22 protein-coding genes are annotated in these 21268 nt (G+C 59.6%); 12 read left to right on the top strand and 10 right to left on the bottom strand.

The annotated features are described in order from the left end of the window. Position 1: 1 nt before the first annotated feature. Complete coding sequence (locus tag AB5Z02_RS05155; RefSeq protein WP_103250883.1) at positions 2–574, top strand: Crp/Fnr family transcriptional regulator; 573 nt, start codon at positions 2–4, stop codon at positions 572–574. Positions 575–631: 57 nt separating this feature from the next. Next, positions 632–1087, top strand: coding sequence for a GNAT family N-acetyltransferase (locus AB5Z02_RS05150; RefSeq protein ID WP_103250884.1), 456 nt, complete (start codon positions 632–634; stop codon positions 1085–1087). Between the two features lie 72 nt (positions 1088–1159). On the opposite strand, the gene srmB is transcribed toward AB5Z02_RS05150, so the two are convergent. Continuing rightward, positions 1160–2383 (bottom strand): ATP-dependent RNA helicase SrmB, encoded by a 1224-nt coding sequence (srmB, locus tag AB5Z02_RS05145; RefSeq protein WP_005343175.1) that lies wholly within the window; start codon positions 2381–2383, stop codon positions 1160–1162. A 119-nt stretch (positions 2384–2502) separates the two neighbouring features. Between srmB and AB5Z02_RS05140 the strand changes: the two genes are divergently transcribed. From AB5Z02_RS05140 to brnQ (AB5Z02_RS05130), 3 genes are all read left to right on the top strand, one after another. Further along, on the top strand, positions 2503–3213 hold the full coding sequence (locus tag AB5Z02_RS05140) for a tRNA1(Val) (adenine(37)-N6)-methyltransferase (RefSeq protein WP_213387725.1): 711 nt from the start codon (positions 2503–2505) through the stop codon (positions 3211–3213). 191 nt (positions 3214–3404) lie between these two features. Continuing rightward, positions 3405–4709: a branched-chain amino acid transport system II carrier protein gene (gene brnQ / locus AB5Z02_RS05135; RefSeq protein ID WP_005335813.1), complete on the top strand. Its 1305-nt coding sequence runs from the start codon at positions 3405–3407 to the stop codon at positions 4707–4709. 451 nt (positions 4710–5160) lie between these two features. Then, on the top strand, positions 5161–6438 hold the full coding sequence (gene brnQ, locus AB5Z02_RS05130) for a branched-chain amino acid transport system II carrier protein (protein WP_368215539.1): 1278 nt from the start codon (positions 5161–5163) through the stop codon (positions 6436–6438). 78 nt (positions 6439–6516) lie between these two features. On the opposite strand, the gene AB5Z02_RS05125 is transcribed toward brnQ (AB5Z02_RS05130), so the two are convergent. The 3 genes from AB5Z02_RS05125 to zur are packed head-to-tail and all read right to left on the bottom strand — an operon-like array spanning position 6517 to position 7662. Then, complete coding sequence (locus AB5Z02_RS05125; RefSeq protein ID WP_041209212.1) at positions 6517–6747, bottom strand: hypothetical protein; 231 nt, start codon at positions 6745–6747, stop codon at positions 6517–6519. A gap of 5 nt (positions 6748–6752) precedes the next feature. After that, entirely contained in the window at positions 6753–7214 is a 462-nt protein-coding gene (locus AB5Z02_RS05120) for a chemotaxis protein CheX (RefSeq protein ID WP_033115052.1), read from the bottom strand. Continuing rightward, a complete protein-coding gene (gene zur, locus AB5Z02_RS05115; protein ID WP_041209211.1) occupies positions 7204–7662 on the bottom strand; it encodes a zinc uptake transcriptional repressor Zur in 459 nt (152 codons plus the stop codon). Before zur ends, AB5Z02_RS05120 begins: the two co-directional genes overlap by 11 nt. Before the next feature lie 137 nt (positions 7663–7799). Here zur and dusA point away from each other — a divergent pair, with 137 nt between their 5' ends. Further along, positions 7800–8786 carry a tRNA dihydrouridine(20/20a) synthase DusA gene (dusA, locus tag AB5Z02_RS05110; protein WP_064335427.1) on the top strand — a complete coding sequence of 329 codons (987 nt, stop codon included), beginning with the start codon at positions 7800–7802 and terminating at the stop codon, positions 8784–8786. A gap of 69 nt (positions 8787–8855) precedes the next feature. Here dusA and AB5Z02_RS05105 read toward each other — a convergent pair whose 3' ends face one another. The 3 genes from AB5Z02_RS05105 to AB5Z02_RS05095 all read right to left on the bottom strand — a co-directional run bounded on the left by AB5Z02_RS05105 (position 8856) and on the right by AB5Z02_RS05095 (position 12575). Next, the gene (locus AB5Z02_RS05105; RefSeq protein WP_368215451.1) at positions 8856–10415 is read right to left on the bottom strand and encodes a methyl-accepting chemotaxis protein; all 1560 of its coding nucleotides are present in this window, start codon (positions 10413–10415) and stop codon (positions 8856–8858) included. Between the two features lie 137 nt (positions 10416–10552). Beyond that, positions 10553–10852: a hypothetical protein gene (locus tag AB5Z02_RS05100; protein ID WP_110303577.1), complete on the bottom strand. Its 300-nt coding sequence runs from the start codon at positions 10850–10852 to the stop codon at positions 10553–10555. A 118-nt stretch (positions 10853–10970) separates the two neighbouring features. Further along, complete coding sequence (locus tag AB5Z02_RS05095; RefSeq protein ID WP_368215449.1) at positions 10971–12575, bottom strand: ABC transporter substrate-binding protein; 1605 nt, start codon at positions 12573–12575, stop codon at positions 10971–10973. A 184-nt stretch (positions 12576–12759) separates the two neighbouring features. Here AB5Z02_RS05095 and AB5Z02_RS05090 point away from each other — a divergent pair, with 184 nt between their 5' ends. Continuing rightward, entirely contained in the window at positions 12760–13467 is a 708-nt protein-coding gene (locus AB5Z02_RS05090; protein WP_368215447.1) for a ParB-like protein, read from the top strand. 94 nt (positions 13468–13561) lie between these two features. Here AB5Z02_RS05090 and AB5Z02_RS05085 read toward each other — a convergent pair whose 3' ends face one another. Further along, complete coding sequence (locus tag AB5Z02_RS05085; protein WP_201911808.1) at positions 13562–14221, bottom strand: CatB-related O-acetyltransferase; 660 nt, start codon at positions 14219–14221, stop codon at positions 13562–13564. 285 nt (positions 14222–14506) lie between these two features. Here AB5Z02_RS05085 and AB5Z02_RS05080 point away from each other — a divergent pair, with 285 nt between their 5' ends. After that, positions 14507–14935, top strand: a complete 429-nt coding sequence (locus AB5Z02_RS05080; RefSeq protein ID WP_005335785.1) for a DUF2753 family protein — start codon at positions 14507–14509, stop codon at positions 14933–14935. A gap of 18 nt (positions 14936–14953) precedes the next feature. Here the strand turns inward: AB5Z02_RS05080 and AB5Z02_RS05075 are convergent, their stop codons facing one another. After that, positions 14954–15703, bottom strand: a complete 750-nt coding sequence (locus AB5Z02_RS05075) for an enoyl-CoA hydratase-related protein (protein WP_368215445.1) — start codon at positions 15701–15703, stop codon at positions 14954–14956. Between the two features lie 90 nt (positions 15704–15793). Here AB5Z02_RS05075 and AB5Z02_RS05070 point away from each other — a divergent pair, with 90 nt between their 5' ends. The 3 genes from AB5Z02_RS05070 (at position 15794) to AB5Z02_RS05060 (ending at position 17780) form a co-directional block, all read left to right on the top strand. Then, positions 15794–16243, top strand: a complete 450-nt coding sequence (locus tag AB5Z02_RS05070; protein ID WP_005335782.1) for a copper chaperone PCu(A)C — start codon at positions 15794–15796, stop codon at positions 16241–16243. Positions 16244–16338: 95 nt separating this feature from the next. Then, on the top strand, positions 16339–16971 hold the full coding sequence (locus AB5Z02_RS05065) for a TIGR04219 family outer membrane beta-barrel protein (RefSeq protein ID WP_005354809.1): 633 nt from the start codon (positions 16339–16341) through the stop codon (positions 16969–16971). A 128-nt stretch (positions 16972–17099) separates the two neighbouring features. Further along, a complete protein-coding gene (locus tag AB5Z02_RS05060) occupies positions 17100–17780 on the top strand; it encodes an SDR family oxidoreductase (RefSeq protein ID WP_368215443.1) in 681 nt (226 codons plus the stop codon). A 92-nt stretch (positions 17781–17872) separates the two neighbouring features. Here the strand turns inward: AB5Z02_RS05060 and AB5Z02_RS05055 are convergent, their stop codons facing one another. Continuing rightward, positions 17873–19597, bottom strand: a complete 1725-nt coding sequence (locus AB5Z02_RS05055) for a proline--tRNA ligase (RefSeq protein WP_323951375.1) — start codon at positions 19595–19597, stop codon at positions 17873–17875. A gap of 274 nt (positions 19598–19871) precedes the next feature. On the opposite strand from AB5Z02_RS05055, the gene rlmD reads away from it, so the two are divergent. Next, positions 19872–21224 carry a 23S rRNA (uracil(1939)-C(5))-methyltransferase RlmD gene (gene rlmD / locus AB5Z02_RS05050; RefSeq protein WP_005335776.1) on the top strand — a complete coding sequence of 451 codons (1353 nt, stop codon included), beginning with the start codon at positions 19872–19874 and terminating at the stop codon, positions 21222–21224. Positions 21225–21268 lie beyond the last annotated feature (44 nt).

Below are 21268 nucleotides of genomic sequence, written 5' to 3'. Positions count from 1 at the left end.
CATGCTGACTGACAGACCCCCCTTCGATTGGGCGCAGGTCGCAGATAAAGAGGAGGCCGCGCGCCTCCTCTCTTTTGCCCGCCCGCTGACCCTCAGCCCGAAAAGCTGCCTCTGGCACGCCGGTGACAGCCCGGATCTGCTGGTCAGGGTGGAGCAGGGGCTGCTGCGGGCCAAGCTGGTGCTGGAGGATGGCCGCGAGTACATCAAGGAGTTCTACTGGGAGGGGGACGAGTTTCTCGACTTCCACCACCTGCTTAGTGGCGAGCCAGCCCGCTACAGCGTGGAGGCGCTGGAGCCCTGCCATCTGCAACTGTTCAGTCTGGTCGACTTGCGCCAGCTGCCCGGCTGGCTGCGCTGGTACCAGCACCTGTTGGAGGTGCAGCTGCGCATCAAGGAGGAGAAGGAGCAGTTGCTGCTGACCGGCAGCCCGCAGGCGCGCTATCAGCACTTTCTCGACAGTTTTCCTGCTCTCGATGCCAGAGTGCCAGACCACCAGATTGCCGCCTATCTCGGTATCACTCCCATTAGTCTGAGCCGCATTCGCAAACGGCTGAAAGAACTTAACAAAGGTTAATGCAGGGCGCTGGCGCCACGATTTATGCTGGCAGGCCGAACTAATAAGGAGTTGCCGATGAACTGGATCCTGAAACCCTGGTCTGAACTGACCACTGACGAGTTGTATGAGTTGCTGGCGCTGCGGGCCGAGGTGTTCGTGGTGGAGCAGACCTGCCCCTTTCAGGATCTGGACGGGCTCGATCGCCGCGAGGGGGTCTGGCACCTGCTCGGCTATCAGGGCGACCAGCTTGCTGCTTACGCGCGGATTATGGCGCCCGGCATCGGCGACGAGAGCGGTTCCGCCATCGGCCGGGTGGTGACCTCACCCAAGGCGCGCGGCGGCGGTCTCGGTCACCAGCTGATCAGCGAGGCGGTCAAGGCGTGCGAGGCGCGCTGGCCGACCCACAGCATTTGGCTGGGGGCGCAGGCCCATCTGCAGGGCTTCTATGGCCAACACGGTTTTGTGGCGGAAGGGGAAGGCTATCTCGAAGATGATATCCCCCATATGGGAATGCGCAGAGTGGTGGCATAACCACTCGTCAGAGTGATTCAGAATGCAGAAGGGCCATCCCGCGGGATGGCCCTTCTCTTTATCGCCAGACGATCACTTCTTCTTTTTCTTCTTGGCGGACTTCTTCTTGTCGACCGGCTTTTTCTTCTTCACCGGTACCCGCGCTTCTTTGTGTTTCGGGCGCAGCTCGTCGATCACCCGGCGCTTGAGGCGCTCCTCGGTGTAGCGTTCGATTTTGGCGACCATCGCCATGTCGTGGGCTTCTACCAGACTAATGGCACAGCCACGGTTGCCGGCGCGGCCGGTACGGCCAATCCGGTGGACGTAGACATCGGCGCCGTAGGGCATGTCGTAGTTGATGACATGGCTGACGTTCGGCAGGTCGATGCCGCGTGCGGCGACGTCGGTGGCGATGAGGAAGGGCACTTCCCCTTCGTGGAACTTGCGGATCGACTCGATACGCTTGCTCTGCTCCATCTCGCCACGGATCCAGGCGCAGGAGATACCTGCAGCCTGCAGCTGGCCGGAGAGCTCCGCCAGACGCTCGCGAGTCTTGACGAAGATGATGGCTTTCTGGGTTTCCGGATCTTTCAGGATATGGGTCAGCAGCGCCAGCTTGTGGGCGGCGTCATCAGCCAGATGGATCCACTGGGTGATGGGGCGACGTTCGCTGCGGGGCGGCTCGGCGTGCAGCTCCACCGGATCCTTGAGGATCTCGTTGGCGAACTTCTCAAGGCCGGCCCCTTCCAGGGTGGCGGAGAAGAGCATGGTGTGCTTGCGGTAGCGCGCTTCGGCCACGATGCGGTTCACATCCTTGATAAAGCCCATGTCCAGCATGCGGTCCGCTTCATCCAGCACCAGCACTTCGATGTCGTGGCTCTCGAACTCCTCTTTCTCGATGTATTCGAGCAGACGGCCCGGGGTGGCCACCACTATGTCGGTGGTCTTGGTCAGGGCAGGCAGCTGCTCTTCATGGCTGACGCCGCCGATGATGGTTTCGATGCTGAGGTTGGTATGGGCCGCCAGCGCCTTGGCGTGGGCGGTCACCTGCAGCGCCAGCTCGCGGGTCGGGGTCAGGATCAGCATGCGGCACGGGCCCGGCTTGCGGCGCGGGAAGTCCAGCAGGTGCTGGAGTGCCGGCAGCAGGAAGGAGGCAGTCTTGCCGGTACCGGTCGGAGCGGATGCCAGAATATCGCGGCCGTCCAGGGCTGGCTCCAGCACCATCTGCTGGATGGTGGTGGGGCGGGTGAATCCCATCTCGGCCAAGGCCCGGTTGAGGGCTGGGTGCAGGTCGAAATCATCAAAGGACTGGCTCATGGCAATACTCGGTCATTAAGGAAACGGCAGATTATAGGCGATTATCTCGTCGGCTCCTATTGGTGAGTGTGTCTTAGCCGCTATAATCGCCCACCATTTTTGCAGATGACGGGGGCCAGATGGGACGTAGTCGCGGATTTACCTTCAAACAGTTCCATATCAATCACGATCGCTGCGCCATGAAGGTGGGCACCGATGGCATTTTGCTCGGTGCCTGGGCGCCGGTCGAACAGGCGCGTCGAGTGCTCGATATCGGCACCGGCAGCGGCCTGATCGCCCTGATGCTGGCCCAACGCAGCAGATCTGACTGCCGTCTTGATGCGGTCGAACTGGATATTAATGCGGCCAGTCAGGCGCGGGAGAATGCGGCTGCCTCTCCCTGGGCCGATCGGGTGACCGTCATAGAGAGTGCCATTCAGGATTATCAGGCCGACCCTTACGATCTTGTCGTCTCCAACCCTCCCTATTTCGTGGCAGGCCAGTCATTTAGCGATCCGGCGCGGGCGTTGGCCCGCCATACCGGCGCCCTCGACAGCCACGCATTACTGGCGGCCTGCGATCGTTTGCTGAGCCCGAATGGGCAGGTAGCGCTGGTGCTGCCGACGGCGATGGCCGATGAAATTTTATGCATTTCGGCGAATTATGATCTGCATGGCATTTGTTATACAGCTGTTATCACCAGAGAGGGTAAAGAGGCAAATCGTGTTTTATTGCTACTTGGCAGAGGATTAAACAGGTGTGAGAGGGGTGAAATTGTGATCCATTCTGCTGATGGGGCCTATTCCGACAGATATATCCAACTGACCAACCCCTTCTATTTGAAGATGTAAATTTCGTCTTGAACTATTTTTTCACGCCATTATGCTGGTTCCAGATCGAGCGCCCGCTCCAGACCAGCTAAAACCACTGGTTGCGATGAAAAAACATGCGGGGCTCTTTTTTTATACCCCCTGAACACACCCGGTCAGCGACCGATAAAAACTATAACAAGCAATAATTTACAAGACAGACGAGGTTGAACTTGACGAAATCACTCACATTGTCCGATGTACTCGGATTAGGGTTTATGACCTTCGCCTTCTACTTGGGCGCCGGTAACATCATTTTCCCGCCGTTGGCCGGTTACATGGCTGGTGAGCACCTCTCCCTGGCGATGTTTGGCTTCTTGGTCACTGCCGTGGGCCTGCCTCTGGTGACCATTCTGGCCGTGGCGAAAGCCGGTAACGGTTGGGCTGGCATGACCAAGCTGCTGCCTGCCGGTGTCGCGACTGCGCTGGCCGTTGCCATCTATATCATCATCGGCCCGGCCTTTGCCGCGCCCCGTACCGGTCTGGTTGCCTACGAGATGGGCCTCAAGCCGTTTATCGGTGACATGGGGCAAGCGGGTCTGGCTGCCTATACCGTGATCTTCTTTGGTGTGGCCATTCTGGTCTCCATGAACCAGGGCAAGCTGATGGACGCCATCGGCAAATACCTGACTCCGGTACTGATGCTGCTGCTGCTGACTCTGGCGATCGGGGTATTTGTTGCGCCGCAAGGCTCCATGCCTGATGCGTCCGGTGACTATCAGAACAGCCCCTTCGTCAAAGGGATCCTGGAAGGCTACAACACCATGGACACCCTGGCGTCCCTGATGTTTGGCGCCCTGATCGTCGATCTGCTGCGCCAGAAAGGCATCAACGATTACAAGAGCCAGTTCAAGTATCTGGCCATTGCCGGCCTTATCTCTGCCGTTGGTCTGAGCGTGGTGTACGTCTCCCTGTTCCAGCTGGGTAACACTGCAGCCGGTGTGGCGACCGATGTCAGCAATGGTGGCGCTATCGTCAACGCCTACGTACTGAGCCTGTTTGGTCAGCCGGGTCAGTTCATTCTGGCGGCCATCATCACTCTGGCTTGCTTCACCACTGCCGTGGGCCTGATCTCTGCCTGTTCCGATTTCTTCCACAATCTGACCGGCATGGCTTACAAGAAGCTGGTGGTGTTGCTGGGCGTTATCTGTGCTGTGGTGGCCAACGTGGGTCTGAGCCAGTTGATCAGCCTCTCCATTCCGGTGCTGGTTGCCATCTATCCCGTTGCCGTGGCGCTGGTACTGGTCACCTTCCTGAAGGGTTACTTCGGCCGTCCCCGTCTGGTGTTCCGTGGCGTCTTGATGGTTGCCTTCCTGTTCGGTTGCCTGGATGGTCTGGGTGCTGCCGGTATGAAGATGGATGCGTTTGCCTTCCTGCCGCTGTTCGACAAGGGCCTCGCCTGGCTGATGCCGACCCTGCTGGCCTGCGTAGTTGGCGTGATGGTGCGTCCAACCGAGATGGCTGCCGAAGCTGCCTGATCACACCCGATCTGATATTGCCAAGAGCCTGCCCCGTGCAGGCTCTTTTGTTTTCTGTGAGCCTCGCTTCTCGCCTCGCTTTACACTGCCGTAGTTGTCACCGTTCCCAGATAGCATCTGAGCAGCCGTATCTTGCCGCTATAACCCGTTCCCCTCTTCTCACCTCCCATACGCCACGTGCGACATCTGTTTATGGAGCGCCGAGTTGTTCGGCGATTAATTCCACAGCGGTAAATTGTTTCAAGATATTAATTGGTGATTGAGATCGAACTCCTCTTCTTTATGCTAAAGGTGGTGCGCCTCATCCGGTCTGCGGGCCGTGTGGGGGCGAGAGGTATTGTTACCGGTTATCTGCCAGGCAGTGGGTGCAATCAATAACAAGCTGAGAAGGCAGATGAGGTTGGGTTTGACGAAATCATTGAAGTTGTCCGACGTATTCGGATTGGGGTTTATGACGTTCGCCTTCTATCTGGGGGCAGGCAATATCATTTTTCCGCCGCTGGCCGGCTTTATGGCCGGTGAGCATCTGGTTGCCGCCATGTGCGGTTTTCTGCTGACGGCGGTGGGGCTGCCGCTGATCACCCTGATTGCGGTGGCCAAGGGTAGCTCCGGGCGTGGTGCCGGCGGCTGGACCGAGCTGACCCGCTATCTGCCGGCAGGCGTTGCCACTGCGCTGGCCATCGCCATCTACATCATCATGGGGCCCGCGTTTGCCATTCCCCGCACCGGTCTGGTTGCCTACGAGATGGGGCTCAAGCCCTGGCTGGGCGATGCCGGTCATGGGGGGCTGCTGCTCTATACCCTGAGCTTCTTTGCGCTGGTGATCCTGGTAGCGCTCGATCGCGGCAAGCTGCTCGATGCGGTCGGCAAGTACCTGACGCCGGCCCTGATGGTGATGCTGCTCATTCTGGCAGTCGGGGTCTTTGTGGCGCCGCAGGGCACCATGCCCGATGCCAGCGGTGAGTACATAGACGCGGCTCTGACCAAGGGGATGCTGGAGGGGTACAACACCATGGATACCCTGGCCTCCCTGATGTTCGGTGCCCTGATCATAGGTTTGCTGCGCCAGAAGGGGGTTGAGGATTATCGCAGCCAGTTCAAATATCTGACCATCGCGGGGTTGATCTCGGCGGTCGGATTGTCGGCTGTCTATATCTCGCTCTTTCATCTGGGCAACAGCGCTGAAGGGGTCGCGAGCGATATCAGCAATGGTGGCACCATCGTCAATGCCTATGTGTTGAGCCTGTTTGGTCAGCCGGGTCAGTTCATTCTGGCGGCCATTATTACGTTGGCCTGCTTTACCAGCGCGGTTGGCTTGCTCTGTGCCGGTGCCGACTACTTCCACGGTCTGACTGGCTGGGCATATCGCAACTGGGTCATGCTGCTGGGGGCACTCTGTGCGCTGGTGGCCAATGTGGGGCTGAGCGAGTTGATCGGCCTCTCCATTCCGGTGCTGGTGGCCATCTATCCGGTCGCCATCGCGCTGGTGCTGGTCACCTTCCTCAAGGGCTACTTTGGTCGCCCGCGTCTGGCGTTCCGCTGCGTGCTGGCGGTGGCCTTCCTGTTTGGTTGCCTCGATGGACTGGGGGCTGCCGGCATGAAGATGGAGGCGTTTGCCTTCCTGCCGCTGTTTGACAAGGGGCTCGCCTGGCTGATGCCAACCCTGCTGGCTTGTGTGCTTGGCATGCTGGTGCGGCCGGTCGGCGATCTGGCTGCGGAGGCAGCGTAAACAGGTGACTCACTCGTTCGTATAACAAAAGAGGCCAGCAGATGCTGGCCTCTTGGTATGGGTCTTCAAGCAGGCGAACTAGATGCGCGGGCCTTCCGGTTTGGGCTTGCCATCCAGACCATACCAGTGGGTTTGTACGCGCCCGGCATGCCATTCGAAGGTGCCCCACGGCGCTTTGGCCTGCCAGCGGGGGAAGTTGATGACTACCCGATTGTCTTCGTATTTGTAGAGGGAGGTGCTGATCTGGATATCAGAGAGGATCAGCAACAACGCCCAGCAGATAAAGAACCATTTCAAGGCAGTCCACATCGTGACTACTCGAAGCAGATTTCGATGGTGGCACGACCAAAATCAGATTCGAAAGGCATCATGATCTTGGTGCCATCGGCACGGTGAGTGATGGTGTGGTTGGGGCCGGAGACGATAACCGGAGTGGCCATGTCAAACTCGTAGCCCTTCTCGCCCAGCATCCGCTTGGCACCACCGGTCACCATGTTGGTGATTTCACCGACCATGTCGGTCACCTCTTCATTGATGGTGGCAGGAGCTTCCCCCAGCATGCGGCGCATGATCTCCAGCGCCAGCCCCTTTTCGAAGCTGATGGAGAGGGAACCACGGGTCTGCGGGCCGACCATGCCGATCAGGCCTGAGACATCGCCGCGAGCCAGCTCGTCCATCTTGCGTTTTGGTTTGCCCGGTTTGAGTTCCAGCTGTGCCATGGTGGAGAGCACATTGAGCAGAGAGAGCAGGAACGGATTTACAAAATCAGCCTTCATGATGACTTCCTACAGTGGGCGTACAGCGAGCACATTGGCCATGTGCCTCTATCGTCTTATTGGTAATAGTAAAACCATGCAGATGGGCCTGCTCGGAAAACGCGCTATCGATCGCCGTGTCGTGCAGCTCGACCACCTCGCCGCAGTCATCGCAGATGAGCAGCTGCATCGGGTGAGCATGATCGAAGTGGCAGCAGAAGATAAATGCGTTCAGCGATTCCACCTTGTGGGCAAAGCCCTGTTCGAGCAGAAAATCGAGTGCACGGTATACGGTTGGCGGTTTGGCGTTGGCTTCCGTTTGCTGCAGTTGAGCCAACAAATCATAGGCGCTGATGGCATTGCCATGTGCCGCCAGCAGGCGAAATACCTGACGTCGGGTCGGGGTGAAGCGGATCCCTCGCTGTACACAGAGTCGCTCGGCTCGTTGTAAAAGTTGGTCTTGATTCATGATCGCGCAATTGCCCTTTCTATTAGCTGGATACTATCACAGGGCCTCGCATGGCGCGGCGACAAAATTCATTTTCTGGGGCTGCTTCACGTTGTGATAAAATCCGCCCCTTTCTTTAGCCAACCCGGATGATTTTTATGCAGGCGCAGCGTTTTTCCATCGCCCCCATGCTGGACTGGACCGATCGGCATTGCCGTTATTTTCATCGACTGATGAGCCGCCAGACCTTGCTCTATACCGAAATGGTGACCACCGGCGCCATCATCCACGGCAAGGGTGATTATCTGGGTTACAGCGAGCAGGAGCACCCCATCTCCCTGCAGCTGGGTGGCAGCAATCCGGCCGATCTGGCGCGCTGTGCCAAGCTGGCCGAGGAGCGCGGCTATGACGAGGTGAACATCAACGTCGGTTGCCCCTCCGATCGGGTGCAGAATGGCCGCTTTGGTGCCTGCCTGATGGGTGAACCGGCACTGGTGGCGGACTGTGTCAAGGCGATGCGCGATGTGGTCGATATTCCGGTAACGGTGAAGACCCGCATCGGCATCGACGATCAGGACTCCTACGAATTTTTGCAGGCCTTTATCGAACAGGTGCGCGATGCCGGTTGCGACACCTTCATCGTCCATGCCCGCAAGGCCTGGCTGAGCGGCCTGAGTCCCAAGGAGAACCGCGAGATCCCGCCCCTCGATTATCCTCGGGTCTATCGGGTCAAGCAGGATTACCCGGATCTCACCATCGCCCTCAACGGCGGTGTCACCTCCATGGAGCAGACCCTTGAGCACCTGCAACACGTGGACGGCGTCATGATGGGGCGCGAAGCCTATCAGAACCCCTACATTCTGGCGCAGGTAGACAACCTGGTATTCGGCCAGAATAACGCCGTGCCGAGCCGCCACGAGGTGGTGCGGATGATGCTGCCCTATATCGAGCAGGAGCTGGCCAAGGGCAACTACCTCTCGCACATGACCCGCCACATGCTGGGGCTGTTCCAGAACATGCAGGGGGCGCGCGCCTGGCGTCGCCACCTGAGCGAAAACGCCTGCAAACCGGGGGCGGATATTCAGGTGGTGCTGGATGCCATGGCCAAGGTGCCGGAGTTTGCCGCCAGCGAGACGGCCGAATAAGCCAGTTGTGCCAAGGCAAGAGCAGCCAAAAAGCGCGTCAGTTGACGCGCTTTTTTTATTACTGTCGCTTCAATATCTGAACTGGTTGATCAGCCGCGAGAGGTCCTGCAGCCGCTCTACCAGCAGGGTGATGCCATCGAGGGCCTGCCTGCTGTTGTCGGCGGTGTGGCTGGCCAGTTGGTGGATCTGGTGTACCCCTTCATCGAGGGTCGCCGTGACGTCGGCCTGCTGGCTTACCGCCTGGGCGATCTCGTCGCTGGTGCGGGTTACCTGCCCCAGCATCCTGTTGATCTGGGTGAGCACGTCGGCGGTGGTGCCCGCGTGCTGCTGGCAGCGTACCGAGGTCTGTGCCCCTTGTGTCATTCCGTCCGACAGCTGTCGTGTGGTCTGTTGCAGCGCCTGGATCATCTCGTGGATCTCGCTGGTCGAGGCACGGGTCTTCTGGGCCAGCGCCCTCACTTCATCCGCCACCACGGCAAAACCGCGCCCCTGTTCGCCCGCCCGGGCGGCCTCGATGGCCGCATTGAGGGCGAGCAGGTTGGTCTGGTCGGCGATTTGACTGATCACCTCCAGAATACCGCTGATCTTCTGGCTGTCGCTGGTGAGCTGGGCCAGCACGGCGTGGTTGGCATCCAGCTCCTGATGGAGTTGGTTGACGGCAGATCGGGTGGTCGCCAATGCTTGCAGCCCCTCGTCGGAGACCTGCTGTACCTCTATGACCAGATTGCTAGCCTCATGGGCACTGTGGGCCACATCCCGAATGGAGTGGCTCAGCTCGGTGATGGCGGTCGCCAGCTGCTCGCTATGGGCGCGCTGCTGCTGCAGATGAGTATCAATGGTCTGGATATTGCCCCTGTCATCCTCGGCTGCCTGCAGGATCTGCTGGTTGGTGTCGGTGCTGCGCCCGACCACGGCCTTGAGCTCGGCCTGCTTCATCCGCAGGGCCAGTTCGACGGCCGCCAGGGTGTCGCGTCGTCGGGTGTAGAGCACCTGACAGAGGCGGGTTCCCTTGTCTTGATCGGCAAGGGTAAGCAGATGAGCCAGCCGCTGCTGCAATCGCCAGCCGTGGATTGCCTGTGCCAACAGCAACAAGGCGGTGGGCAGCAGCCATAACAGGTTGCCGGTGACAAAAGTAGCAAGGGTAGTGAGCAACGCAGAAACGGAGAGCCAGAGGGTCAGCTGACCCGGTTCAAAGTGAAAACGGCTCAGCCAGGGAAGCGCCTTGCCGCTGCGCAACAGGCCATAGAGCTGCTCGGCCCAGGCCACATCGCTGGCGGCGGGTTTGGTGCGCACCGACTGGAACTCGACGATCTCCTTCTGGGCGTTGAGGATCGGGGTGACGTAAGCGTTTACCCAATAGAACTGACCGCTTTTGGCGCGGTTCTTGACCAGCCCCATCCAACTTTTGCCCTGTCGCAGCCGCTGCCACATGTCGGCGAAGGCCACCTTGGGCATGTCGGGGTGTCGCACCAGATTGTGGGGTACCCCTTCCATTTCGGCAGCACCGTACCCGGCCACATCACAGAAGTGCTGGTTGGCATAGGTAATATGACTGGCGGGATCAGTGGTCGAGATGAGTGCGATGTTGTCGGGGAAGTGTATCTCCCCCTCCTGATGGAGTTTGGTCATGTGTCGTTCCTGAAAAAGCCAAATAACTGATAAATATATTTTTTATTGTCGTTCTCAGTTAATCATTCTAAGGCTCTTCAGTGACCCGAACTTGGCTTGGGTCAATTAATCAACACAATGAATTGATGAAGTGAGGGTCAGCTGGCCGGTGTGAAATCGTGAACTTCACCCTTTCTTGGGGCGAGGCGAGGATCATCATCTTTGTACTCATGTACAAGCTGCATGGTTTTGCAGAAGCTGGTCTGCTTGTCGTACTCCTGACGAGCCAACTCGATAGCCCGTTCGGCCCGGCGCCGCTCCATCTTGTCAGACTTGCGATCGCTGAACTGTTGCTGCTGGTGCAGCATCCAGCCGACAAACTCTTGCTGGCATTGGGATTCGCTGTTGGCCTGTGCAGGCAGGGTCCACAACAACGAGAGCAGTATCAAATAACGCATGTCTGACTGGGTATTGAAGATTAATTGAACAGAAGGGGCGGCATTTTAGGCTGGAAATCGTGGTGTGAACAGTATCAATAGCGAGGCCCAGCGGGGCCTCGCATCGTTGTGGCCGGTCTCAGTGTTTGACGAGGTAGAGTTGGCGGCTGTAGGCCACATCTTCCGGGTTGTTGATGGGGTAGCCCTTGAGCCATGGCTTGATGAGGCGGGCATTGGTGTACTGGTAAATGGGGGCGATGGGGGCCTGATCCAGCAGGATCGTCTCAGCCTCGCCAAACAGCTTGCTGCGGCTGGCGGCATCCTGAGTGCTGGCCGCCTCTGCCAGCAGCTGGTCATAACGGGCATTGGCAAAACCTGCCATATTGCCACTGTGACGGGAGCCCCACAGGCCGAGGAACGCTGAAGGGTCGTTGTAATCGGCGACCCAGGATGAGCGGATCACCTCGAACTGACCGCTCTGGCGGCTGTCGAGATAGGTTTTCCACTCCTGATTGGTCAGCTCGACCTCAGCGCCCAGCTTTTGCTTCCACATGCTGGCGATGGCCAACGCCATTTTCTTGTGAATTTCCGCGGTGTTGTAGAGCAGGGTCAGCTTGAGCGGCTTGTCCGGGCCGTAACCGGCCTCCTTGAGCAGGGCCTTGGCCTTGCTGTCCAGTTCCGGCTGGCTGCTGGTGGAGAGCAAGTTGGCGGCCGGGGTAAAGCTGGCGACCACATCCGGAGTGAAGTGATAAGCCGGTTTCTCGCCAGTGCCGAGCACTTTGTCGGCGATCAGGGCGCGGTCGATGGTGTAGGAGAGCGCCTTGCGTACCCGCACATCGTTCAGTGGTGCCTGACGGGTATTGAAGGCGTAGTAGTAGGTGCCGAGCTGATCCGGGGTGTAGACCTCATTCGGGATCTGCTGCTTCAGCTTGTCGTACTGCTCCTTGGGGAAGGATTCGGTGATATGCAGATCGCCCGCCAGATAGCGGTTGGTCGCCGCGCTCTCCTGATTGATAGGCATGAAGATCACCTTGGTCAATACGGTATGGGCCCGATCCCAGTAATAAGGGTTGGGGGTCAGCTCCAGCTTCTCGTTGACCACCCGGTTGTTCAGCACAAAGGCACCGTTGCCCACCAGTTTGCCGGGTTGGGTCCACAGGTTGCCGTACTGCTCGATGCTGGCTTGATGGAGCGGCGACAGGCTGGGGTGGCTCAGCAGGTTCAGGAAGTAGGGCACCGGCTGGGAGAGGGTCACCTGCAGGGTGCGGTCATCGAGGGCCTTGACCCCCAGCTCGCTGGCAGGCAATTTGCCAGCGACTATTTCGTCCACCTTGTCGAAACGGGCCAGTTGGGCAAACCAGGCGAAGGTGGCCGCCTCTTTCGGGTCGACCAGCTTGCGCCAGCCGTAGACGAAGTCGCCGGCCTTGACCGGTTCGCCGTTGGACCAGCGCGCATCCGGGCGCAGATGGAAGGTAAAGAACTGGTTGCCCTTGTTCTCCCAGCTGGCCGCCACCCCGGCAACCGGTTTGCCATCCGGCCCCTGGGTCAACAGCCCCTCGAACAGATCCCGCAGTACCTGCAACTCCGGCAGGCCGACCAGCTTGAGCGGGCTCAGGCTCGCAGGTTCATCCTTGAGGTGGCGAACGACAATCTGCTCGGCGGCGAGTTGTGTTCCGGCGGGAATATCGGCAGCCTGGACAGCAGCACAGCCCAGCAGGGCCAGCAAGGGGGTCCATCCTTTCATGGGTCGGATCCTTCAAATAGTGTGAAGCGGGGAGAAAACTCGGCGAGAAAATATCGCCGACAGATGGGAAATCATGATATCCCGTTTGCTGGTCTGACCGCCAGCATTCGACTCTCACTCCCAATCGGGGTAGAAGAGCGTTCCCGGCGTCTGTGCAGTTCAATGTGGTGAGGAGTGTCAAACGATGAAAGCATGGTTAGTGCTGGCCTGTGTGTTGAGCCAGGGTGCCTGGGCGTTGGCCCCGTGCCAGAGTGACACGGCGGTGGGCAACTGGTGCGAGATCGGCATCGATGCCTTGCACCCGACTCAGGGGGGCGTCGGCCAGATCCAGGTCGATGAGACCCAGGCCACATTGGCGGGCATGAGCGCAAAGCAGCTCGACAAGTTGATGAAAAAGAAAGAGATCCCCGTGGTGATTGCGCCGGATGGCAGCTACTGGCTGGTGGACAGGCACCATCTCACCAAGGCGCTGTGGCAGCAGGGCGTCAAGGATGCGCGGGTCAAGGTGATTGGCCGCCTGCAGGACAAAGCCAACTTCTGGAGCCAGATGCAGAACAACCACTGGGCCTGGCTCAAGGATGAGAAGGGACAGCCGCTGACCCCGGAGCAGTTGCCGACCAGTATCGACAAGCTGCCTGATTATCCCTATCGCACCCTCGCCGGACTGCTGCAGAATGCGGGCTACTTTCGCAAGGACAAACAGGTCTATTTCGTCGAGTTTGCCTGGGCCAGCTGGCTCGGCAAGCAGATGCAGTGGATGCCGGTGGACAGCGCCAATCTGGCGGCCCGCCTGCAACAGGCCAAACGGCTCGCCTGCGGCAGCGATGCCAGTGGCTTGCCCGGTTATCCCGGCAAGCAGTGCAGCCTCAACCAGTCCAAAAGCGCGCAATGAGTGGATGTGCGATGCCGGCACCCTGAGCATGCCGGAGATAAAAGAGGGCGACCCCGGGGTCGCCCTTATGCTGTCAGCTACTGGTTAGCGGTGGTCACTCATGGCGCTCCGCCCAGCGGGCAGCCGCCTGCTCAAGCAGGGCGACGTCACCTTGCTGGATCAGCGGTAGCAGATCGTTGACCTGTTGATCCGGCCAATCCCACCAGGCGAGGGCCTGTAGCCGGGCAATCTCCTCCTCGCCAAAGCGCATCCGCACCACCCTGGCCGGGGTGCCCGCCACCATGGCATAGGGCGGCACATCCTGATTGACCAGCGAACGGGCGGCGATGATGGCGCCGTCGCCGATGGTGACGCCGGGCATGATCATCGCCTCCATGCCGATCCAGACATCGTTGCCGATGCGGGTATCGCCTGCGGGGCGGTAGCTGCGCTGGAGCGCCGCCAGATCGGCGAACGGATAGGTGCTGATGAAGGCCGTGTTGTGGGTGTGGTTGCCGCCCATGATGATCTTTACCCCGGCTGCAATCTGCACATAGTCGCCGATATGGAGCCGGTCGATATGCCAGAGCGGCTCCCAGCCGGTTTCCGGGCTGCAGCTGAAGGGATCGCCATGGAGGTAGCGCACTGCCACCTCTTCGAAGGGGCCATCCCAGGCACCCGAGTAGTAGCTGTGCTGCCCCTTTAGGCAGATATTGGGGTTGGTCACCGTCAGGTGCTGGTATTCGACCTGCGACCAGTGTTGGCAGGGGTTCATGTTGGTACTCCTTTGCTGAATGGATCGGATGGGTTGCGTTCGCTTGAGCGCAGCTAATAGATCCAGACCAGCATGCGGGGCACGCAGAGCAGGGAGCAGCCCAGCATCTGCGGGAGGCGAGGTCGCATTGTGGTGTGCTCCAAAGAAGGGGGGAAGGGCACGATCATAAGGTCGGGCGCCGGGTTTGCCAAGGTTGCGCAGAGATCCTGCACTAACCCTCTGGTTGATATTTATTCTCAATTAGCCATGATAACACTCCCACCATGACGGACTCGGGAGAGCGAGATGACACCGCAAAGTTGGCAACGATACATGCTGGAGGCGGAGCGTGCCTGGCAGGCCGGTTCGCTAGGGGCGGCGATCTGCTTTTATCAGCAGGCGCTGGGGGATGTTTACGAGATGACCCAGGTGGAGTTGACCGAGCTGGCCACCATGCGAGTCGCCACCTGTCACCGGTTGGCCGACTTCTGGCGGGCGATGGATGAGCCGACTTATGAGCTGCGCTACCTGAAACTCGCCTCCGAGCTGGTCACTGCGCTGGTGCCGCAGTGCCCCAATCGGGAGTGCGAGGCGCTGATCAGCGAGCTGGGTTGCTGTCGTGGTGCCCTGCTCGCCTTTCTCAAGCGCCACCCCAATCCGGAAATTGCCCGACTGATCCAGTTGCAGGACAAGGTGCAGGGTTGCGAGCTGATCGGCCGTTTTCGTCTCAACTGACAGGCGTTGAGCGGCAGCTCAGCCCCGCCGTTTGAGTTTCCGGGCGATGCGCTGTTGCGCCTCTTCCCCTTGGAGTGCCTGGGCGAAGGCGCGCGCCTCCAGATCGATGACAAAGTGCACCGCCTGTTTGAGCTCCTGTTTCAGCAGCGCCTTGCTCTTTTGCAGCGCTCTGGGCGGTTTGGCCGCCAGCTTCAGCCCCTGCTCGCGGGCAAGGGAGAGCACTCCATCGGCCGCCACCACCTTGTTGGCGAGCCCGAGTCGCAGCGCCTCCTCGGCATCAATCGCCTCGGCCAGCAGCAACAGCTCCGCCGCCTTGAGGTGTCCCACCAGACGCGGCAGCAGCAGGCTGGAGGCGAACTCCGGCACCAGTCCCAACTCGACGAAAGGAAGCTGCAAGCGGGCGTTATCCCCTAGATAGACCAGATCGCAGTGCAGCAGAATGGTGGTGCCTATCCCTACTGCAGGACCTGCAACAGCGGCGATCACGGGTTTGGGGAAGTCGGCAAGGGTGTGGAGGAACTGCAGGATGGGGTCGTCGGGCTCCAGCGAGTTCTTGCCCATAAAGTCGGCCAGATCATTGCCCGCGGTAAAGCAATCTTGCTGCCCCTGCAACAACAGGACATGCACCTCCTCATCGGCTGCCGCCTCTCGCAGCGCTGCCACCAGTTGCTTATAGAGCTCGGTATTGAGAGCGTTGCGTTTGTCGGGGCGGTTGAGGGTCAGGGTGAGCAAGCCATCCTGCTGCTCGGCAATGAGAATGGGGGCCATGTCTAAATCCTTGTTATTGAAAGGTGCAAAAAAGGTTGCTGCTGGGGTAACCTTGGCGCCGTTTAACAACATCATAAAAGGATTTCAACCATGTTTAAACGTGCGTTTTATTCTCTGCTGGTTCTGGGTATGACGGCGCCTGCACTGGCCAAGGTCGAGGCTGTCGACGGCTATGTGCGCCTGTTGCCGCCGGGCTCTCCCAACACTGCCGCCTTTATGGTGCTGAAGAATGACGCCGATCAGCCGGTCAAGCTGGTGGCGGCGGCTTCTGCTGCGGCCGGGCGTGCCGAGCTGCACACTCATCTGCACGAAAATGGCGTGATGAAGATGCGTCAGGTCGAGAATATCGAGATCCCGGCCAAGGGCGAAGCTGTGCTGAAACCGGGCAGCCTGCACATCATGCTGTTCGAGGTGGGCACGCTCTCCGAGCAGACCCCTTTCCCGCTCACCCTCACCATGGATGATGGTCAGAAGCTGGATCTGTCACTGCCGGTGAAGCCGATTGAGCCGATGGCCGAGATGAAGCATATGAAGCACTGACATTTGTCGTCGTTTGTTCAGGATTGACGCTGGGTATTTTGGCTGCACCGAGTAAAATAGTGCTCTTTTCCATGTATGCAAGAGGAAGTGACGTAATGAAAAAGACGCTGATTGCCGGTTTTGTGCTGGCTCTGTGCAGCCAGAGTGCCATGGCCGCTGACGACTGGCGTTTTGCCGCCGGTGCCGACGTATGGGCCGCCAAGGGCAGTGGTCAGGCTTATGGCACCAGTGCTGATGGCAGCTATGACGACAGCTACAACTGGAACGGCTATCTGCAACTGGAACACGGCATCATCTTCCTGCCGAACGCCAAGTTTGAAGTCTCCGATTTCAGCACCTCCGGCGGCAACTTCAAGAACGATCTGACTGCCTACGATCTGAGCCTTTATTACCGTCTGTTCAACAACGATCTGTTCAAGATCGATCTGGGTATGACCGGTCGTCACTACGATGGCGAGCAGGTCTACTTCGGTCGCAAGGGTTATGACGAAGATACCCTGATGGCCTATGCCGGCAGTGAAGTGAAGATCCCGGGCACCGGCATCGCCTTCTTCGGCGATCTGCGCACTCACGATGCGGACAACTATGACTACCGTCTGGGCGGTTCCTACAAGTTCTCCTCCATGCCGATCAAGCTGCGTGCCGGCTGGCGTGAAGCCAAGGTCGACTTCGCCAATATCGACCAGTCTGTCGATGGTTGGTTCATGGGTGGCGAATTCACTTTCTAATCTGACGTTGTCTGACAACGGGGGTGATATTCTTCGCCAACATCTATCAGAGCATTCTGTCGATGGATGGTTCATGGGCGGCGAATTCACTTTCTAATCTGACCGTCAACTGACGACGAGGAGCGATAATGGGCCACATCATAGTGACAGGTGCTGGTTCTGGTCTCGGCCGAGCCCTGACCATCGGACTGGTTGAGCGGGGCCATCAGGTCTCCATGATGGGGCGCCGTTATCAGCGACTGCAGGAGCAGGAACAACTGCTCGGCAGCGCGGTGATCGGCATCGCGGCCGATCTGGCGCACCATGAAGAGGTTGACGTCGCCTTCGCCGCTGCGGTGGAGTGGGGCGGGCAGCCCGACATGGTGATCCACTGCGCCGGGGTCGGCGAGTTTGGCCCGGTCGGTGTCTACACCGCCGAGCAGATCCGCCGGGTGGTGGAGAGCAATCTCATCTCCACCATTCTGGTGGCCCAGCAGACGGTGCGGCTTATCGGGGAGAACGGCGGAGTGCTGGCCAATGTGCTCTCCTCCGCCGCTCAGGTGGGCAAGGCTAACGAGAGCCTCTACTGCGCCTCCAAATGGGGGATGCGCGGCTTTCTCGAATCCTTGCGCGCCGAGCTGAAAGGCTCGCCACTGCGGCTGGTCAACCTCTACCCGAGCGGGATCCGCAGCGAATTCTGGGACAACTCGGATCACGTGGACCCGAGTGGCTTCATGACTCCGGAAGATGCGGCGGCCTATATGCTCGACGCACTGGAAGCCAGAAGCAGCTGCCACGTGACCGACCTCTTTATCGGTCGCAATTCCTGAGGCGAAGCCCGCCATCCGGTTGCCGTCGTCAGCACACAGAAACAAAAAGCGCGCCAAACGGCGCGCTTTTCTATTCAGGTAAGGGGGCGGAATTAACGGCCCAGCTTGGCCTTGAGCATGGCGATGATGTCGCTGATGGCCACTTCCTGCTTCTCGCCGGTGCGGCGGCACTTGTACTCCACCACGCCGTTGTCCAGACCGCGATCGCCGATGACGATGGCGTGCGGGATGCCCAGCAGCTCCATGTCGGCGAACATCACGCCCGGGCGCTCTTTACGGTCGTCGAACAGCACGTCCACACCTGCGGCTTTCAGCTCGGCGTAGAACTGCTGTGCCTGCTCGGCCACGCGCTCGGACTTGTGCATGTTCATCGGCACGATGGCCACTTCGAACGGGGCGATGGCGTCCGGCCAGATGATGCCGTACTGGTCGTTGTTCTGCTCGATGGCGGCAGCCACCAGACGGGAAACCCCGATACCGTAGCAACCCATCTCCATGGTGACGGATTTGCCAGCTTCGTTCAGCACGCTCGCCTTCATCGCTTCGGAGTACTTGGTACCCAGCTGGAAGATGTGGCCCACTTCGATACCGCGCTTGAGCAGCAGCTTGCCCTGGCCGCACGGGCTCGGGTCGCCTTCCACCACGTTGCGCAGGTCGGCAACTTCGTAAGAAGCGATGTCGCGATCCCAGTTGGCACCTGTCAGGTGGAAGCTGGTCTCGTTGGCGCCACAGACGAAGTCCGCCAGATGGGCAGCGCTGCGATCGACGATGATGCGACCGGCAAAGCCGACCGGGCCGATGGAACCTGCATCGCAACCGGCGGCAGCTTTGATTTGCTCGTCGTTGGCGAAGGTCAGCGGGTTGGCCACGCCAGCCAGTTTCTCGGCCTTGATCTCGTTCAGCTCGTGGTCGCCACGCAGTACCAGCGCGATAACAGCCTGCTTGCCGTGCTCATCTTCCTCTGCCAGTACCAGCAGGGTCTTGGCGATGGCGGTCGGTGCCACGTTCAGGAAAGCGGCCACTTCGTCGATGGTGTGTACGTTCGGGGTGGCAACCTTGGTCAGGGCTGCGGTGGCGGCAGCGCGCTCACCAGCCGGTGCCAGCGCTTCGGCCATCTCGATGTTGGCGGCGTAATCGGAGCTGTCGGAGAAGGCGATCAAGTCTTCACCGCTCTCGGCCAGCACCTGGAATTCGTGGGAACCGGTACCACCGATGGAGCCGGTATCGGCCTGTACCGGACGGAAGTTCAGACCCATGCGGGTGAACGCCTTGCAGTAGGCGGCGTGCATCTTCTCGTAGGTATCGACCAGAGACTCTTTGTCGATGTGGAAGGAGTAGGCATCCTTCATCAGGAATTCGCGGCCACGCATCACGCCGAAACGGGGGCGTACTTCGTCGCGGAACTTGGTCTGGATCTGGTAGAGGTTGAGCGGCAGCTGCTTGTAGCTGTTCACTTCGTAACGCACCAGCGCAGTGATAACCTCTTCGTGGGTCGGGCCCAGCACGAAGGGACGGTTGTGGCGGTCGGTCAGACGGCACAGCTCGGGACCGTAGTCATCCCAGCGGCCGGACTCCTGCCACAGCTCGGCGGGTTGTACCACCGGCATGGAGACTTCGACGGCACCAGCATTGTTCATCTCTTCGCGAACAATGTTCTCGATTTTCTTCAGTACCCGCAGACCGGTTGGCAACCAGGCATACATGCCGGAGGCCAGTTTACGGATCATCCCGGCGCGCAGCATCAGCTGGTGGCTGACAACTTCAGCGTCGGAGGGGGTTTCCTTGAGAGTGGAAAGCAGATATTGGCTGGTACGCATCGCGGTAGACCTTAGCTAGAACGGGCGCGGGGCCCAGGATAATTTCAAGGGCGGAATTTTAACAGGCTGGGCGTTATGGCCCAAGGGCTAAATTTGCCGCAACCCGAAAGGTGGCAACGCCCGGCAGATAGCCTGGGGCAATGACCATTACAACAAGCAGGCTTTTTATGCCTGCAATTTGGCCGGATCTCCGCTAAACTCTGCCACCTTTTCTCGATGGGCATGGCTTTTCCGCGTCCATCACCCCCCATTTTTAGTACTTTTGGAGCCGCTCATGCCGTTAGTGGGACATCAACACCAGATCGAGATCCTGGAACTGACCGACAAAGGAGATGGCAAAGGACGCCTGTTCGATCGCCCCCTGTTTGTCGAAGGTCTGCTGCCCGGTGAGCAGGCGCTGGTGGAGCTGACCGAGGTCAAGCCGAACTATCTGCACGGCAAGGTTGCCGAGCTGCTCCAGCCCTCTGCAGATCGGGTTGCCGATTTCTGCCCCAACACCGAGTGTGGTGGCTGTCAGGTACGTCCGCTGGCCTATCCGGCCCAGCTCAAGCTCAAGCAGGCACTGGTGCAGAGCGCACTGGAGCAGGCCGGGCTGGGTGACACCCCGGTCAAGGATATCCTTGGCATGGAAAGCCCGTTCGCCTATCGCAACAAGGCGCAATATGCGGTGCGTGGCTGCGACGCCGGTGCCGAGATCGGTTTTTATCGCAAGCACTCCCACGATCTCATCACCGCCGATGACTGTGCGGTGCAGGATCCGCTGCACGTCGAGCTCAACGCCCGGGTGCGCAACTGGATGCGCGCGCACGACATCGCCGCCTATGACGAAGTAAACCACAGCGGCTGCGTGCGTAACCTGATGACCCGCAAGGGCTTCAAGAGCGGCGAGCTGATGGTGGTGCTGGTCACTTTGGGTGAGGAGCTGCCGTTCGAAGCCGAGCTGTTGGCAGCTCTGAGCGATCTGCCGGTTACTACTCTGGTGCAGAACATCAATGATGAGCGCACCAACCGCATTCTGGGTGCCACCAACCGGGTGCTGCTCGGCGAAGGGGTGATCCGCGACAAGATCCACGAACTCGAGTTCGAGATCTCGCCGCTCTCCTTCTTCCAGAACAACCCGACCCAGACCGATGTGCTCTACTCCAGCGCCCTCGAGTATGCCGAGCTGACCGGTAACGAGACGGTGTTCGACATCTATTGCGGTATCGGCACCATCTCCCTGTTCCTGGCTGGTAAGGCCGCCAAGGTGGTGGGGATCGAGTCGGTGGAGAGTGCCATCAGCGATGCCCGTCGCAACGCCGCCCTCAACGGCATCGAGCACACCGAATTCCACGTCGGCAAGGCCGAGCAGCTGATGCCCGAGCTGCACGCCCAAGGTGTGACCGCTGACGTGGTAGTGATGGACCCGCCGCGCAAAGGCTGTGACAAGGCGGTGCTGCAGACCCTGGTCGCCATGGCGCCCCGTCGTCTGGTCTATGTCTCCTGCAACCCGCAGACCCTGGCCCGCGATCTTGCTTGGCTGGTCAAGCAAGGCTTCGTGCTGGACGAGGTGCAGCCGGTCGATATGTTCCCGCACTCCATGCATGTGGAAGCGGTAGCTCGCCTGAGCCTGCCCGCCAAGGCATAAGTCGCCCCCGACTCTTGCCCATAAAAAAACGACGCCAGCTGGCG

The sequence above is a fragment of the Aeromonas sp. R2-3 genome (assembly GCF_040908375.1).
In the GTDB taxonomy this organism is placed as follows: domain Bacteria; phylum Pseudomonadota; class Gammaproteobacteria; order Enterobacterales; family Aeromonadaceae; genus Aeromonas; species Aeromonas veronii.
This window is presented reverse-complemented; position numbering and strand designations above follow the sequence as displayed.